The sequence below is a fragment of the Coprococcus sp. AM11-30B genome (assembly GCF_027674365.1).
GTDB lineage: Bacteria > Bacillota > Clostridia > Lachnospirales > Lachnospiraceae > Allocoprococcus > Allocoprococcus comes.
The window spans coordinates 81,950-98,788 of record NZ_JAQDVB010000014.1 but is presented as its reverse complement, the minus strand read 5'-3'; the positions used below and the strand labels follow the sequence as shown (position 1 = coordinate 98,788).

The 16,839-nt window shown below is 44.2% G+C and carries 18 protein-coding genes and 1 pseudogene; 4 read left to right on the top strand and 15 right to left on the bottom strand.

Annotated features, from left to right (window positions below; translation table 11 throughout):
• Positions 1-172, bottom strand: a pseudogene (locus tag PGU50_RS10800) (recombinase family protein); the annotation flags it as partial.
• Positions 173-428: 256 nt separating this feature from the next.
• On the opposite strand from PGU50_RS10800, the gene PGU50_RS10795 reads away from it, so the two are divergent.
• Entirely contained in the window at positions 429-1,304 is an 876-nt protein-coding gene (locus PGU50_RS10795; protein ID WP_008369547.1) for a YitT family protein, read from the top strand.
• Here the strand turns inward: PGU50_RS10795 and PGU50_RS10790 are convergent.
• From PGU50_RS10790 to rho, 7 genes are all read right to left on the bottom strand, one after another.
• Positions 1,273-2,166 carry a LysR family transcriptional regulator gene (locus PGU50_RS10790; RefSeq protein WP_270246950.1) on the bottom strand — a complete coding sequence of 298 codons (894 nt, stop codon included), beginning with the start codon at positions 2,164-2,166 and terminating at the stop codon, positions 1,273-1,275. The two genes, PGU50_RS10795 and PGU50_RS10790, sit on opposite strands and share 32 nt — an antisense overlap.
• Before the next feature lie 88 nt (positions 2,167-2,254).
• Entirely contained in the window at positions 2,255-2,452 is a 198-nt protein-coding gene (locus tag PGU50_RS10785) for a hypothetical protein (protein WP_270246949.1), read from the bottom strand.
• A gap of 15 nt (positions 2,453-2,467) precedes the next feature.
• Positions 2,468-3,544: a peptide chain release factor 1 gene (prfA, locus tag PGU50_RS10780; RefSeq protein WP_117824617.1), complete on the bottom strand. Its 1,077-nt coding sequence runs from the start codon at positions 3,542-3,544 to the stop codon at positions 2,468-2,470.
• Positions 3,545-3,558: 14 nt separating this feature from the next.
• Entirely contained in the window at positions 3,559-4,416 is an 858-nt protein-coding gene (gene prmC / locus PGU50_RS10775; protein ID WP_270246948.1) for a peptide chain release factor N(5)-glutamine methyltransferase, read from the bottom strand.
• Between the two features lie 5 nt (positions 4,417-4,421).
• Entirely contained in the window at positions 4,422-5,357 is a 936-nt protein-coding gene (locus PGU50_RS10770; protein WP_008369553.1) for a DUF1385 domain-containing protein, read from the bottom strand.
• An 80-nt stretch (positions 5,358-5,437) separates the two neighbouring features.
• Complete coding sequence (gene rpmE, locus PGU50_RS10765) at positions 5,438-5,638, bottom strand: 50S ribosomal protein L31 (protein ID WP_008369554.1); 201 nt, start codon at positions 5,636-5,638, stop codon at positions 5,438-5,440.
• A gap of 108 nt (positions 5,639-5,746) precedes the next feature.
• Positions 5,747-7,072, bottom strand: a complete 1,326-nt coding sequence (rho, locus tag PGU50_RS10760; RefSeq protein ID WP_008369555.1) for a transcription termination factor Rho — start codon at positions 7,070-7,072, stop codon at positions 5,747-5,749.
• A gap of 223 nt (positions 7,073-7,295) precedes the next feature.
• Between rho and PGU50_RS10755 the strand changes: the two genes are divergently transcribed.
• From PGU50_RS10755 to PGU50_RS10745, 3 genes are read left to right on the top strand one after another with little or no spacing between them, the layout of a single operon-like run.
• A complete protein-coding gene (locus PGU50_RS10755) occupies positions 7,296-8,444 on the top strand; it encodes an NAD(P)-dependent malic enzyme (protein ID WP_022220405.1) in 1,149 nt (382 codons plus the stop codon).
• A gap of 4 nt (positions 8,445-8,448) precedes the next feature.
• Positions 8,449-9,450 carry a TIGR01212 family radical SAM protein gene (locus PGU50_RS10750; RefSeq protein WP_270246947.1) on the top strand — a complete coding sequence of 334 codons (1,002 nt, stop codon included), beginning with the start codon at positions 8,449-8,451 and terminating at the stop codon, positions 9,448-9,450.
• Between the two features lie 12 nt (positions 9,451-9,462).
• Entirely contained in the window at positions 9,463-9,975 is a 513-nt protein-coding gene (locus tag PGU50_RS10745) for a DUF4364 family protein (RefSeq protein WP_195254746.1), read from the top strand.
• Positions 9,976-10,340: 365 nt separating this feature from the next.
• Here PGU50_RS10745 and PGU50_RS10740 read toward each other — a convergent pair whose 3' ends face one another.
• The 7 genes from PGU50_RS10740 to PGU50_RS10710 form a co-directional block, all read right to left on the bottom strand.
• Positions 10,341-11,183, bottom strand: a complete 843-nt coding sequence (locus tag PGU50_RS10740; RefSeq protein WP_008369567.1) for a sensor histidine kinase — start codon at positions 11,181-11,183, stop codon at positions 10,341-10,343.
• A complete protein-coding gene (locus PGU50_RS10735; RefSeq protein WP_270246946.1) occupies positions 11,176-11,898 on the bottom strand; it encodes a LytR/AlgR family response regulator transcription factor in 723 nt (240 codons plus the stop codon). Before PGU50_RS10735 ends, PGU50_RS10740 begins: the two co-directional genes overlap by 8 nt.
• 33 nt (positions 11,899-11,931) lie before the next feature.
• Positions 11,932-12,858 (bottom strand): SPFH domain-containing protein, encoded by a 927-nt coding sequence (locus tag PGU50_RS10730; protein ID WP_022220408.1) that lies wholly within the window; start codon positions 12,856-12,858, stop codon positions 11,932-11,934.
• A 3-nt stretch (positions 12,859-12,861) separates the two neighbouring features.
• Complete coding sequence (locus PGU50_RS10725) at positions 12,862-13,320, bottom strand: NfeD family protein (protein WP_022220409.1); 459 nt, start codon at positions 13,318-13,320, stop codon at positions 12,862-12,864.
• Between the two features lie 96 nt (positions 13,321-13,416).
• Entirely contained in the window at positions 13,417-14,736 is a 1,320-nt protein-coding gene (locus PGU50_RS10720; RefSeq protein ID WP_195368471.1) for a replication-associated recombination protein A, read from the bottom strand.
• 13 nt (positions 14,737-14,749) lie between these two features.
• Positions 14,750-15,367 carry a polysaccharide deacetylase family protein gene (locus PGU50_RS10715; protein ID WP_207719254.1) on the bottom strand — a complete coding sequence of 206 codons (618 nt, stop codon included), beginning with the start codon at positions 15,365-15,367 and terminating at the stop codon, positions 14,750-14,752.
• A 302-nt stretch (positions 15,368-15,669) separates the two neighbouring features.
• Positions 15,670-16,818 carry an iron-containing alcohol dehydrogenase gene (locus PGU50_RS10710; protein ID WP_055156811.1) on the bottom strand — a complete coding sequence of 383 codons (1,149 nt, stop codon included), beginning with the start codon at positions 16,816-16,818 and terminating at the stop codon, positions 15,670-15,672.
• Positions 16,819-16,839 lie beyond the last annotated feature (21 nt).

Here is a 16,839-nt window from a genome sequence, read left to right as displayed (position 1 = left end):
CAAACGGCTGTCCTTTTGCCAAAAGATATGTCTTAACATTATCAATCTGTCGTTCCAAACCATCTTTTTGTTTATGGCTGGAAACGCGACAATATCCAATTGTAATGCGATTTATAGGCTTTACATTTATTACCTGGTTGAGTTGCTCATCAGAATAATATCTATAGCCACTTTCTTTCAATAATATTCTAGTCTAATATCTTATAAAACTCAATATCTACTTATATGATTTTGTAATTTATCTTTAACTGTTAATGACCTCCTCATGTTTTCTCATTTATGTCAATTTTAGCATATTCTGATTTTTTTCAAGGACACAGTGTCAGTCACAATATAAGTTTTTCTTATATCAATATTCATATTATGTATTTCCCATTTACTCCCATTTCTCCTAAATTAGAAGTATCGACTTATGGAGGTACTGACCAATGAAACTTACTACAAAAAGAAAAGAACAGATTTCTTCTGTTCTCATCATCTGCCTGGGAAATATACTCAACGCTTTTTCAGCCAGAGTATTTCTTCTTCCGGCTGACCTTGTTGCCGGTGGCACGACCGGAATCGGGCTGATCCTGCAGCGCATAACCGGGATCCCTCTTTCCTCTCTGGTGCTCGCTTTCAACATTATCATGCTGGTGCTTGCCTATATTTTCCTCGGGAAAAAATATACATTATCTGCAATTTTAAGCTCTTTTATGTATCCGATCGCACTGGAATTCTTCAATCAGATCCTTGGAGATTATGTTCTGACAGACAATCTGATCCTATGCACACTCTTTGCCGGCATCGGAATCGGGATCTCCCTTGGAATGATCATCCGTACCGGTGCTTCTACCGGTGGCGTAGACGTTCCGCCACTGATCTTAAATAAATATTTCCGTTTTCCTGTTTCAGCCGGATTGTACATCATTGACTTCTTTGTCATCCTGGGGCAGGCACTTTATCAGCCAGTTGACAAGGTACTATATGCGATTTTGTATGTGATCATTTACACCCTTGTCATGAACAAGCTGATCGTCAGCGGAACTTCAAGGATTGCTGTTCAGATCATCAGCAAACATTCAGATGAAATCCGTAATTTTGTACTTACCCAGATTGACCGTGGTGCAACCATCATTCCAGTTCAGGGTGGCTATCTGAACCAGCAGCTGAATATGGTTCTCACCGTCATCTCCAACCGTGAACTCGTCCAACTTGAAAAAAATGTTCATCAGATCGATCCGGAAAGCTTTATCATCGTTTCCCAGGTACAGGAAGTCCAGGGACGCGGATTTAATCTGGACAAACACTGGAAACCAGAGTAGTCAGATACCTCTGAAATTCCCGGATTTCCGGCTCTTTTTTCTTTGATTTCAAGCAGGCAAAATAAAGACTGTCCTGCCTGGATGGAACCAGTGGCACCGCCGTAACCCCATAGTATTCTGCAAAGGACTTTGGTCCGATCGCGATTCCGCTTCCGCTTTTCACCATCTTCATCACCGTATCGATGCTGTCTGAGCGGATGACTCTCTTCCATGTGATATTCTGTTCACCATATGTCTTTCTGAGGAGACGGTCTTCCACCGAATGCTCCAGTCCTGTGAGCATAGTATATTCCCTGCAATCCATGATTGAAGCATTTTTCTTCCGCGCGAGCGGATGATCCGGTGCCGTCAGTATACACTGCTTCTCACGGATCAGTTCTTTTGCAAAACAGACACATTTCTCCATGCCGATTTCATTTTCCGGCATCCGGTCCAGTGCCATATCAAGGGAACCGTCCTTGATCGCCGCATATGCATCCAGCCCAGCCTCCGTATAAAATGTCACCTCGAGCTCCGGATGCCTTTCAAAATATCTGGCAATCTTCGGAAACAGTCTATTGGAATAGACTCTGGCACCAAGTCCGATTTTTAATTTTTTATGTTCTGTTCCCGAAATCACTTCTTCTTTAAAACGATTCCAGTCTTTTAGCATTTCTTGCGCTTTTTGGTAAAAAATATTCCCTTTTTCGGTAAGTTCCAGTCCTTTGCTTGTCCTGTGAAATACGCAGTATCCCAGTTCCTTTTCCAGATTTCGGATCTGCTGGGACAGAGCGGGCTGCGAGACGAAAAGGTACTCTGCTGCGTGGGAAATGCTTTTGCAATTTGCGATTTCTACAATGTAAGTTAATTGTTGTATGTTCATTCAACGCCTCTGTTTTGTTTTTCGGTATATAAAAATCCCCCATACGGGACATTTCTGTTTTCTTGACCTGTATGAGGGTATCCTATTACTATTTTTTAGCAGGAGTGCGTCCTGCAAGCCATCCTCTGACGGTTTCAATATTTACTTTTATAATTTCAGAAATATCCGCAACACTCATTTTCCTGTCAGTGAGAGAATATGCTACATCTTTCTTCTCGTCCATTCTTGCTTCATTATCCATAATAATTCGAAGAACATACTCACAGGCTTTCCTGTCTTTATACACTTTTGCCTGCTTCTATTATACTGCCTCATTCATCGATGCCAGCTTTGCTGCCTGGTCTGCTGCGATCAGGCTATCAATGATTTCATCCAGATCTCCGTTCATAATGCTGTCCAGCTTATGAAGCGTAAGCTTGATTCTGTGATCGGTCACACGTCCCTGTGGGAAGTTGTAAGTACGGATCTTCTCAGAACGGTCTCCGGTACCGATCTGGCTTCTTCTTGCCTCAGCCTCTGCAGACTGCTTCTTCTCCAGTTCCAGTTCATATAACTTGGAACGCAGAAGACGGAATGCCTTTTCCTTGTTCTGCAGCTGTGATTTTTCAGTCTGGCTGTAGATCACGATTCCTGTCGGATAATGAGTCAGTCGTACAGCAGAGTCTGTGGTATTGACACACTGACCACCGTTACCAGATGCACGCATAACATCGATACGGATATCTTTTTCATCGATCACAACGTCAACTTCTTCTGCTTCTGGCATCACTGCTACGGTAATGGTTGAAGTATGGATACGTCCGCCGCTTTCTGTCTCCGGCACACGCTGTACACGATGTACACCACTTTCATACTTCATACGGGAATATGCTCCCTGTCCTGTGATCATAAATACAACTTCCTTGAATCCGCCAATTCCGTTTTCATTGAGGGAGATCATCTCTGTCTTCCAGCGTCTGCTGTCTGCATAATGTACATACATACGGTAGATCTCAGCCGCAAAAAGGGCAGCTTCATCTCCACCTGCACCTGCACGGATCTCCACGATAACGTTCTTGTCATCGTTCGGGTCTTTTGGAAGAAGAAGGATCTTGAGCTCCTGTTCCAGCTCTTCGACTCTCTTCTTAGACTCACTGAGTTCTTCTTTTGCCAGCTCTTTCATCTCTTCATCGGATTCTTCCTCCAGAAGAGAAAGACTGTCTTCAATGTTCTGTTTACAATTTTTATATTCTTTATATGCCTCAACAATCGGGGTCAGATCATTCTGTTCTTTCATCAGCTTGCGGAAACGTGACTGGTCATTCACCACGTCCGGTTCCTGAAGCTCACCCATAATCTCCTCATAACGAATGAGCAGATCTTCTAATTTATCAAACATTTCTTTTCCTCCTGTTATTTGCTATGCCTATTGTACACGCCACTTACCACACGGTCAAGACCTGCCAGATCCTTTTGCGTTGAAACCTGTTCAAATCCAGTCTCTTTCAGCAATTTTTCCACATCTGTACTCTGGTCATATCCAATCTCCATCACAAGCCAGCCGCCGTCTGTCAGATATTCCGGAACCTTTTCTGCCAGGATCCGGTAAAAATAAAGACCGTCCTCTTTTCCGTCCAATGCCTCATACGGGTCATGAAGACGTACCTCTGCTTCCAGCTCTTCGATCACTTTTGTCGGGATATAAGGTGGATTCGATGTGATCATATCAAATGTTCCTGTAATATTTTCAAACATATCAGTCTGGATCCACTTACCGCTCACTCCCAGCTTTTTGGCATTTTTTTCAGCCACTTTCAAAGCTTCTTCTGAAATATCTGCACCTTCTATGACAATCTGCGGATTTCTCAGTTTCAGGCTGATTGGGATACAGCCTGAACCGGTACACATATCCAGCACTTTTACCGGATTTTCCTTTTTCATAAGAAGCAGTCTTTTTTCTGCTTCCTCTACAAGAATCTCAGTATCCTGTCTTGGCACAAGTACATGTTCATTGACTGCAAATTCATATCCCATAAATTCCTGAACCCCGGTCAGATGCTGCACCGGAATCCGGGTTTTTCTGCAGCTTACCAGCTCAAAGAACCGGTCTTCTTCATTTTTCGGCATTCTTTCAAAACCATCCACATAATATCTGGTCCTTGTCATGCCGGTCACATGCTCCAGCAGGATCCAGGCATCACTTTCCGGCTCCGGAATCCCCGCCGCTTTCAATTCACCTGTGGCTTTCTGATATGCTTCCTGATAGGTCACAGCTTTTACTCCTCTTCCTTATATCCGAAATTCTCTCTCAAATACGCTTTCCAGTCAAACACCGCTTCTACAGCCGCAATCCCGACCTCGATCATCTCATCGTCCGGTTCCTTTGTCGTAAGCCCCTGCAGCCAAAGTCCCGGCTTACTTAAGATACACACGACCGGATTCTCACTGCTTCCTGCCCATTTGATCAACTCATAAGAAATACCAGCAATCACCGGAAGAAGTGCAATTCTCACAATCACTCTCATCAGCGGAGATTCTACCCTTACAAAAAATAAGAGAACGATTCCCACGATCATGACAAACAGCATGAAGCTGGTTCCACATCTTTTGTGTTCTTTAGAGCTCTTTCTAACATTTTCAACAGTCAGTGGAAGTCCATGTTCAATACAGTTGATACACTTATGCTCCGCGCCATGATAGCGATACAAACGCTTAATATCGTTCATTACCGAAATTCCGCCCACATAGGCAACAAAAATCGCAATGCGGATGATTCCCTCAATGATAATCCGAACTGTATAGGAAGAAATCCATTTCTTCAGCAGATCTGACAAAAAATACGGAAGTACCATAAAAATACCGATCGCAAGTGCAAAAGATACAACCATCGTCAGCGTCATCAAAAGCTTTTCCGTACGCTCCTGCTTCTTTTCTTCGACTTCGGTCATCTCTTTTTCTTCCTCTTCCTCATAGAAGCTTGCTGACCAGGTCAAAGTCTTCATCCCCAGCACCAGAGAATCAACAAAATTAAAGATTCCTCTGACAAAAGGTAGCTTCGTAAGTGCCGTATATTTTCCAACTACACTTTTATATGTATCTGTTGTAACTTCTATCTCTCCGTCAGGCTTTCTCACCGCAACCGCATAACGGTCTTTATTCTTCATCATCACGCCTTCGATGACAGCCTGACCACCAATATTCGAAGATTTCATATTCTGTTATGTCCTTTTTAATTCATCGTATACACAAAATAGGCTGAGATTTCACAATCCCAGCCTGTTGAATTCTCTTATTACTGAATTCCGTATTTCTTGTTAAACTTGTCAACACGACCTCTGGCCTGAGTTGCTTTCTGCTGTCCTGTGTAGAACGGATGACATTTAGAGCAGATTTCTACGTGGATTTCTTTGCTTGTAGAACCTGTTACGAATGTATTCCCACAGTTGCAAGTTACAGTTGCCTGATAGTAATCTGGATGGATTCCTTCTTTCATGATTTTCACCTCTTCTTGTTTTATTCGTTTTACGCGCTTTCACGCGGCTAATATCTTTAAACAGCTATGTTAGCATAACATAGTTTTTTTCTAAATGCAAGTAATTTTCTAAATAAACTTTGTTTTTTTGACCATTTGGACAAATTCTACGTTATTTTTCGTGCGGTCAAACATATTCAGAATGCTGTCTACCGCTTCATCTGACTTCATTCCGTTTAATGCACGGCGCATAATATCCACTGCTTCCTGCTCCTCTTTCGTAAGAAGCAGATCCTCTCTTCTTGTTCCGGATTTCGGGATATCGATTGCAGGAAAGATTCTCTTTTCAGAAAGCTTCCGGTCAAGCACCAGTTCCATATTACCGGTTCCCTTAAATTCTTCGTAGATGACATCATCCATCTTGCTTCCGGTATCTACAAGTGCGGTTGCGAGGATAGTAAGGCTTCCGCCCTCACGCATATTTCTCGCTGCCCCAAAGAAACGTTTCGGCATATGAAGTGCTGCCGGATCAAGACCACCGGACAGGGTTCGTCCGCTCGGTGGAACAACCAGGTTGTATGCTCTTGCCAGACGGGTAATGCTGTCCAAAAGGATCACAACGTCCTTTTTGTGCTCAACCAGACGTTTTGCACGCTCGATCACCATCTCTGACACACGTTTATGATGCTCCGGAAGCTCATCAAAGGTCGAATAAATAACTTCCACATTATCCCCTTCAATGGCTTCTTTGATGTCGGTTACTTCTTCCGGACGTTCATCGATCAGAAGGATCAGAAGATGGATCTCCGGATTATTCTTCCTCATAGAAAGCGCCACCTGCTTCAACAGGGTTGTCTTACCTGCTTTCGGCGGTGATACGATCATGCCTCGCTGTCCCTTACCAATTGGAGAGATCAGATCCATAACACGCATTGCAGTGCTGCTCTTTCCCGCTTCCAGTCTGAGACGTTCATTTGGGAAAATCGGTGTCATATTTTCAAAGTTCATTCTGCGTCCTGCTTCTGCCGGAGACATTCCATTGATCTTGGTCAGATACAGAAGCGCACTGAATTTTTCAGACTGTGTCTTTACTCTTGTATTTCCTGTCAGGATATCCCCTGTCTTCAGGCTGAATCTGCGGATCTGCGATGGTGATACATATACATCTTCCTCGCCCGGCAGATAGTTCTGGGAACGGATAAATCCGTATCCATCCATGACTTCCAGAATTCCATTCACCGTACGTCCACTGTCGAGCTGTTCAATATCTGCGGTTCCGGCTTTTTCGGATTTTACTTCCTCCTTCGCCTCTTTTATTGAAACTTTGTCATCTTCTTCCAGCATAAGATCGATCAGATCTGCTTTTTTCATCGTTGAAATTCCGCGAAGTCCGCGCGTTTTTGCCACCTCTTTTAATGTAGAAAGAGGCAGGGACTCATATTTTTCTCTCGTCATATGTTCTATATTCCTCCTTTATTCCAATTACTTTTCTTATCCAAAAAAATATTAAACTTTTAACATTGGGAAATCTTGTCTGAACTGACTAATCTGCTTTTGATAAACCCAAGTATACAACATTTTGCACAAAATGGAAAGAAGTTTTTTGATTTGCTTTCATATCAGAAGAATGTTATCATAAAAGAGCAGCAAAACTGTAATCAAAGGAGGACGTATGAAAATGTCAGCAATTGAGCAAGCACTTGAAATGCATGAAAAATGGAATGGAAAAATTGAAACTACTGCAAAGTCACACGTAAACTCTCGTGAAGACCTCGCAATCGCATATACACCAGGCGTTGCCGAGCCATGCAAGGTCATTGCAAAGGACCCGGATGCAGCCTACAAATACACGATGAAAGCCAACACAATCGCTGTAGTATCCGACGGTAGTGCCGTTCTCGGACTTGGTAACATCGGAGCCAAAGCCGCCATGCCTGTTATGGAAGGAAAAGCAGTTCTTTTCAAAGAATTCGGCGGAGTCAACGCAGTTCCGATCTGCCTGGACACTCAGGATACAGAAGAGATTATTAAGACAGTTGTCAATATTGCACCTGCTTTTGGCGGAATCAACCTGGAAGATATCTCTGCCCCACGCTGTTTTGAGATTGAGAGCCGTTTAAAAGAACTTCTTGATATCCCTGTATTCCACGATGACCAGCACGGAACCGCCATCGTCGTTCTGGCAGGCATCATCAACGCCCTGAAAGTAACCGGCAAGAAAAAAGAAGACTGTAAAATTGTTGTAAATGGTGCCGGAAGTGCCGGAGTTGCAATCACAAAGCTTCTTCTCACCTACGGTTTCCCGAAGATCACCATGTGTGATATCAATGGAATCATCTCAGCTGATTCACCGAATCTGAACTGGATGCAGAAAGAGATGACCAAAGTGACCAATCTCGACCATGAGACCGGTACACTTGCTGATGCACTCAAGGGTGCTGATATTTTCGTCGGTGTATCTGCCCCGAACATTGTTTCCCAGGAAATGGTTGCTTCTATGAATAAGGATGCGATCCTTTTCGCAATGGCAAACCCGGTACCGGAGATCATGCCGGATCTTGCAAAAGCTGCAGGCGCAAAAGTTGTCGGAACCGGACGTTCTGACTTCCCAAACCAGGTCAACAACGTTGTCGCTTTCCCTGGTATCTTTAAAGGTGCATTAGAGGGACGTGCACCACAGATCACCGAAGAGATGAAGCTTGCCACAGCAAAAGCAATCGCTGGACTTGTTCCGGATGAAGAGCTGAACGAGGACAATATTCTTCCGGAAGCTTTTGACCCTCGCGTATCACAGGTCGTAAGCGAAGCTGTCAAAGCTCTGATTTAATCTTATGAATACAAGGACTCATGATATCAATCGCCCGCAGGAAATATCCTGCGGGCTTACTTGCAAAAAAGAAAATCCCCTGCGCTGGGGAGAACGGCGCTACTATGCACTGGACTACTATCTGAAACAGAATTTCGGTGAAAAACTGTACAAGATTTCTTTAAACGGAGGCTGTTCCTGTCCGAACCGGGACGGAACCTGCGGCACACGCGGTTGTATCTTCTGTAGCGAAGGCGGATCCGGCGATTTTGCCGCTTCTTCTTCTCTTTCTGTTGCCGATCAGCTTGCCTATGGAAAAGGCCTTGTCCGCCCCAAATACAACGGACACAGCTATATCGCCTATTTTCAGGCATATACCAATACCTATGCACCAGCCTGCCATCTGCGCCGGATCTTTACCGAAGCGATTTCTGATCCAGAAGTACGCATTTTATCTATCGCAACGCGTCCGGATTGCCTTTCACCTGAAATCCTTACACTGCTTGCCGAACTAAATGCCATTAAACCGGTCTGGGTAGAGCTTGGACTTCAGACGATCCACGAACGCACTGCCAACTGGATGCGCCGTGGTTATCCACTTTCCGTCTTTGAGCAGGCGGTCCATTCCCTTCACGCGATTGGGGTACAGATCATCACCCACGTAATTTTATTTCTTCCGGGAGAATCTGAAGCAGATATGCTCGCAACCATCCATTATCTGAACGCTCTTCCGATTGACGGAATCAAGCTGCAGCTTCTCCACGTTCTGAAGCATACCGATCTGGCAGATTTTTACAGGCAGGAACCTTTTTATATTCCAGATATGAACTCTTATTTTCATCTGCTCGGAAAATGTATCGCTTCGCTCCGTCCGGATATTGTCATTCACCGTCTGACCGGTGACGGACCAAAATCTCTTCTTATCGCACCGCTCTGGACCGGCAATAAACGGTTAGTACTCAATCAGATGCAGCGCTATTTAAAAGAGCAGAATCTCTGGCAGGGAAAAGAATATACTACATTTTAAGGAGGCAGCCCTATGGCAGAAGCATTTACACTTTATAAACTCATCATTCTATACATGCTGGACAAAGTTGATTTTCCTCTGACCAACTCCCAGATTTCTGAATTTGTCCTGGACAAAGGATATACCGATTATTTCAAACTCCAGCAGGCTCTTTCTGAACTTGCGGACGGTGGTCTCATCCTGAAAGAATCCACTCACAACCGCACTCTTTTCCATCTGACGGAAGATGGGAAAGGGACGGTTCATCTTTTCCGGGATAAAATCTCAAAGCCAATCCAGGACGATATTGACCACTTTTTACAGACAAAACAGTATGATCTGAAAAATGAAGTTTCCGTAAAAGCGGATTATATGAAAAATGCAGGAGAGGAATATTCCGTGCGCTGTCAGGTCTTTGAAAATCACGAACCCCTGATCGATCTGACCCTTTCTGTACCGACTGAAAAAGAAGCGGCGGCAATCGCACTCAACTGGCAGAAAAAAAATCAAGTCGTCTATGCGTGGCTGATGTCTCAGTTATTGTAATGGATGTGAATGATACGGTTCGCAAATTAAGGCTGTGATTGGGCAATGATACACTTGAATCTCACGACATGAAAACTCTACGTTGTTCTTTGGGCAGATCTCAGCTACGTTCTTGAAAGCTTGCAAGCCTCATGCCTGCTCCAAAAGAGCTGAATCCCGGGCACGGACAGAAAACAAATGGATAAGGATTCCATGTTTGTGCTATGGAGATGAGACACAAAAATTGTGGAAGCCCTTGCTGACACAATTTTCGCCTTAAGTAGCTCATCGGAATGGTCAGCACAAAGGAATCTGCTCTATTTGTTTTCTGTCCACGTCCGACCACAACCTACAAAAAAAGCAGACCGTCCCATATTCCGATCTGCCTAAATAACCACCACAAAACTGATGTATTTCCTTTCTTCTATTTCCACCGTAATTTCTCCGTGGTAACGATTCACAAGCATCTTTGCATTATAAAGTCCCAGTCCATGCTTTTTTCCATCTTCTTTCGTAGAAAATCCTTTTTCAAAGAAATGACTGATCTCGCCAAGTCCTATATTTTCAACCTGATTCTTTATCGTGAAGATAAGCTTATCATTCTGGGAATCAATTTCGATCAGTACCTGATTTTTTTCTTCGGTACAGGCTTCGTATGCATTGTCGATCAGGGTTCCAACAATCTCGATCAGATGGTGTTCGGAAATGCCGGAAACGATTTCTTTGTTCCACACGCGGATATCGGTCCGGACATATTCCGGCGCACGGACAATTTTACTGTAGATAAATCCTGCCAGGATTTTATCGCTGATCTTCAGAAGGGGGAGATACTTCCTGCTGTCATCTTCTCTGGCAATTTCCGTAATATATTCAGACTGCTTTGCTACCAGTTCTTCATAATTGTCGATGGTCAGATGCATATTCAGGATTGCATTCAGATGATTGTCAAATTCATGCTGTTTGGCACGGATTTCTTTGACCAGTTCTTCCAGCGGAATCAGATAGTTCTGATAAAGCCGCAGTTCATTTTCCTTCTGGCGTATCAGTACATAATTACTTCTCCAGTCCACAATTCCCCAGATCACAACGATCACCATCAGAACAAACATGATAAACACCCTGTAATCAAAGGTACCGCTGATCAGGAAATCCACGATCAGATAGACTGATACCATAAGTGCCATTACGCAGAAAATACGATATAGAAATTTGCGTACCCAATCAGCCATTTAACAGTCCTCCGATCACCGATTTGTAAGTCACACCGATTTCTACCGTATCCGGACAATTTTTGATCCGGATGATCCGGTTGACGGTATCGTAATATTCAACTTCATTCTTATTGACCGCATACATCCGATGGCACTGCGCAAACATCCCTTTTGGCATCTTAAGCAGCATCTGTCTGAGAGTCACATAAGGGACATCCCAGTTCTCCGTCACAAGATGCAGTCTTGTTCCTCTCGGTATCGCTTCCAGATAACGGATATCCTCGCATTTCAGCTGATAATTGATCCCGTCTTTTTTCACAACGATCACCGGTGGTTTCTCCCTGCTCTCTTTTTCCAGCACCTTCTGAACAACCTCTTCCACCTGCTCCCTGTGAAATGGCTTCATAATGTACTGGTAACAGTGCAGCTCCCGGTAAGCCTGCATTTCCATATTGCCAATGGCAGTCACCATCACGATCGGGGTAAAAATATATTCAAACCTCTCCCGTATCTCTCTTGCGAACAAAATCCCACCGATATCCTCTCGGTCCTCGCCGCTTAGATTTACATCCAAAAGGAAAAGACCATACCGGATTTCCTGATCCAGCAGGTCTTTTGCTTCTTTCAGGGAAGATGCCTTGTGGACACGGATATCATCTGAATATGTGGTAAGAATCTCTGACAATGCCTGCAGCGAAGTCAGTTCATCTTCCAGGATCAATACATCCGTCATCTATTTGTCACCTTTCCTCTCTCTTTTTTTAATCTAATCTTCCTTGATCACTTCTTTAGCGCTCTTTACAAGCCCCGCAAGTGACTGCAGTTCTGACGGAATGATGATTTTCGTTGCCTTGCCGTCTGCAGCCTTTTCAAATGCCTCCAGACTCTTGATCGTAAGCACTGCCTGGTCTGCACCCGCTTCACGGATGAAACGGATACCGTCTGCATTTGCCTGCTGTACTTTAAGGATGGCTTCCGCTTCACCTTCAGCCTCTTTGATCCTCTTTTCTTTTTCTGCTTCTGCCTGGAGGATCGCTGCCTGTTTTTCAGCTTCCGCTTTCAGGATCACAGATTCTTTTTCACCTTCTGCAACAAGGACAGTAGATTTCTTTTCACCTTCTGCACGGAGAATAGCTTCACGTCTTTCACGTTCTGCTTTCATCTGTTTCTCCATTGCATCCTGGATTGCTGCCGGTGGAATGATATTTTTCAGTTCCACACGATTGACTTTGATTCCCCATGGATCCGTTGCCACATCAAGAGATGCTCGCATCTTCGTATTGATCGTCTCTCTTGATGTCAGTGTCTGGTCAAGTTCCAGATCACCAATGATGTTACGAAGGGTGGTCGCCGTCAGATTCTCGATTGCCATGATCGGGTTCGCTACTCCGTAGCAGAACATCTTCGGATCTGTAATCTGGTAGAATACAACGGTATCGATCCGCATGGTTACATTATCCTTTGTGATAACCGGCTGCGGTGCAAAATCAACTACCTGCTCTTTTAAATCTACTCTTCTTGCCACACGTTCAATGATCGGCAGTTTAAAATGAAGTCCTACACTCCATGTTGCCTGATATGCACCAAGACGTTCGATAACCAGTGCCTTTGCCTGTGGCACGATTTTAATGCAGGAAGTCAGAAACAGTAATGCGATCACAATAATAATTACTAAAATAATAAGTCCCGTCATCTTTTAGTCCTCCTCATATTTTTTTACAATTAATTTTACTCCGGATATATTAACCACCTTCGCCAGTGTTCCGGGTTCCAGGATCACGTTATCCTGTTCGGATCTTACCGTCCACTCTGTACCATTTACCACCGCCATACCAGTCTGCCCTATGTTATCTACTTTCTGGCTGATCCGGATCGTCTTTCCGATGATTCCTTCATAGTTCGTCTTCAGACGGCGGGTGTTAATAAAACGCATTGCAAATGGTCTGGTAAATACAAGCAGTAAAATTGTCACAATAAAAAATGCAACCACCTGTCCGGCAAACGGTACATCCAGAATATTCAGGATCAGTGCCGCCAGCGCACCTCCTGCTCCCCAGATCGTTGTAAGTCCCACCGTTATGATCTCGATCACCAGAAGTACTACCAGAAGAACCAGCCATGCAACAGTTATATAGCTGTCCTGAACTGCTCCCATATTCTTCACTCCTTTCTGCTTACAGATATGGTAGCAGAGTGTCTGTGTCAAATCAATCCCTTCTGCGTGAATGCAGTGATTTCCTGTGCGAATAGGTTACGCTTCATCCTTAATCCGCTTCATATGCGCTTTGATCGTTTGTTCGTAGCCGTTATCGCTCGCTTCATAGAATACGGCATCTTTGATCTCATCCGGCAGATACTGCTGTTTTACATAATGATTCGGATAATCATGCGCGTATTTGTAACCAATTCCATGCCCCAGCTTTGCAGAACCTTTATAATGTGCATCCTGCAAATGCACCGGAACAGTCGTTTTATATTTTTTCACATTGTCCATCGCAGCAAAGACAGCATTACATGCTGAATTACTCTTCGGCGCTGTTGCCACATAAAGAACTGCCTGTGATAAAATGATCTGTGCCTCCGGCATTCCGATTCGCTCCACTGCCTGTGCTGCACTGACTGCAACATTCAGTGCCATCGGATCCGCATTTCCCACATCTTCCGATGCACAGATCATAATCCTGCGGGCAATAAACTTAATGTCTTCTCCGGCATACAGCATCTTTGCCAGATAATATACGGCTGCATCCGGATCAGAACCGCGCATACTTTTAATAAATGCGGATATGGTATCATAATGATTATCTCCTGTCTTATCATATCGCACAACCCGCTTCTGTATACATTCGGATGCAACCTCCAGCGTGATATGGATCATTCCATCCTCACTTCTTGGTGTGGTGAGGATACCCAGTTCCACCGCATTAAGCGCAGATCTGGCATCTCCACCGGCAAGGTCTGCCAGGAAATGCAGGGCATCCTCCTCGATCACCGCATGATAGCTTCCCATTCCTTTTTTTTCATCCTGCACCGCTCTCAGAATCAGGGTCTCTACTTCTTCCTGTGAAAGCGGACGGAGTTCAAATACACTGGATCTGGAAAGAAGCGCACCGTTCACCTCAAAGTAAGGATTTTCTGTCGTCGCACCGATCAGAATGATCGTGCCGTCCTCCACAAACGGGAGCAGATAATCCTGCTGTCCTTTATTAAACCGGTGAATCTCATCGATGAAAAGGATTGTCCTTTTCTGGTACATCCCTTTCAGTTCTTTCGCCTTATTCACCACTTCTTCCATATCCTTCTTCCCGGCAACCGTAGCATTGATCTGGGTAAATTCTGCACTTGTAGTATTGGCGATCACCTTTGCAAGCGTAGTCTTTCCGGTTCCCGGAGGTCCGTAAAAAATAACAGAACTCAGTTTATCCGCCTTGATCGCACGGTATAAAAGCTTGTCCTTTCCGATAATGTGCTGCTGTCCAACCACTTCATCCAGAGTCGTCGGACGCAGTCTGGAGGCAAGGGGCGATTCTTTCTCCTTTGTCGTCTCCCGCATATAATCAAATAAATCCATCAAAACCTCTCCTTTAATCCAGCAGCAATTCATCGACTGTCACAAATTCATATCCCTTCGCCTGCATGATATCGATAATGCGAAGTGCCGCCTTTACTGAAGACAGATAACAGTCATGTAATAAAATAATATCATTTTCCTCCGTTTCCGTCACTACTTTATTGACAATTTCTGTCTCATTATCCGTATTCCAGTCAAGCGGATCCACATTCCATAGCACCGCAATCATGCCGGTATTCTCTTCCATCTCCTTCTTCCAGGCTCCATAGGGCGGTCGCATATATTCCGTCTTTTTTCCGGTAATTTCTTCAATCGCGGTATTGGTCTTTCCGAGTTCGCACTCTGTCATTTCCTGAGACATTTTTGTGAGATCTACATGACTGTAAGTATGATTTCCAATAATATGCCCTTCTTCAGCCTCTCTGCTCACAACTTTCGGATATTTTACTACATTTTCCCCGATCACAAAAAAAGTAACCTTCACATTCCGCCCGGCAAGCCCGTCAAGGAGCACTGGCGTACTGGAAGGATGTGGGCCATCATCAAATGTGAGGGCGATCTTGGGCTTTTCCTGATACTGCTCGTTTGTTCCACCTGCCTCATAGGATGCTTCTACCGTTTCATCATTCATTCTTATCAGTTTGATCTTTCCGTTATCGATCACTCCCCAGGTAAACAGAAGCCATGTAAAGCATAAAAAACTGATTGTTCCATAAAGCAGTCGGTACCACATACGGATATCCCTCTTTTCCCATTCTCTTTTTACTATATGCGGGAGATTCTTTACCTATGTACTCACATTTATGCTTTCTTGCCTCCGGTACTCTTGCATTAAAAAAAATATACAGAACACCAATCTCTTCCTGTTTTCTATACTCAGATCAAAAAAGGGGATATCAACCAGCTTCTGCTGACTCATATCCCCTGAATGATCTACATTGCTTTTTTATAAAGTTCAATGATATCCCTGATCGTAGACTGTCTCGGATTTGCCATGATATTTCCGCTCTTCATGGCATCGGCAGCCATCAGTTCAATCTTATCTTCCGTTACACCAACATCGGCAAGATGCTGCGGAATACCAAGATCACGAAGCAGATCTCTCGCTTCATCTACCAGCATTTCCGGAACAAAATCGATCACCGGGTCTTTTTCTTTGCTGATATAATTGTAGATCTTCTCATAACGTCCATGATCTGCAAGTGCATTATATTCCACAATCGTTGGAAGAAGAATCGCATTTGCCACACCGTGTGCCACATGGAAATAGGCGCTTACCGGATGGCTCATAGCATGGATATTTCCAAGTCTTGCCCATGCAAATGCGATACCTGCGAACATGCTTCCGGAGAGCATGGCTGCCGCCGCCTCTTCGTCCTGACGGTTTGCTACGAATCTGCGCAGATTTGCACCGATCAGTTCCATTGCCTTTTCTGCCATTGCATCAGAAAATGGAGATGCATCTCTTGAAGTGTAAGCCTCCCATGCATGGATCAGTGCATCTACGCCACATGCTGCGGCTACCGATGCCGGAGAAGTCATAACAAGCTCCGGATCCAGAAGTGCATAGCTTGGGATCAGCTCATAGCTGAACACAGTCAGCTTATAATTTCTTGCTTCATCGGTAATAACAGAAAATGCCGTCACTTCACTTCCTGTACCTGCTGTTGTCGGGATCGCAATGATCGGAACGATCGGTCCCGGTACCTTGTGTGCACCTTCATAATCTCCGATCTCTCCGCCGTATTTTGCAAGAACACCAACTGCCTTTGCCACATCCATTGGACTTCCGCCACCGAAAGCTACAATACTGGTTGCTCCTGCTTTTTTGTATGCTTCTGTTGCTTTATCTACCGTTGCAACAGATGGATTTGCTTCTACATCAGTAAATACTTCCACTTCGATACCGGAAGCCTTCACGATCTCTTCGACTTTCTCGACCATTCCGATCTTCTTCAAAACCGGTCCGGAAATCAGAAGCATCTTCTTGGAACCACTTTTCTCAAGAAGCTCCGGAAGTCTCTTTAAACTGCCTTTTCCAAAAATAATATCCTGTGGTACATTGAATGTAAAATCTTTCATCATCTACTACTCCTTTTAAAT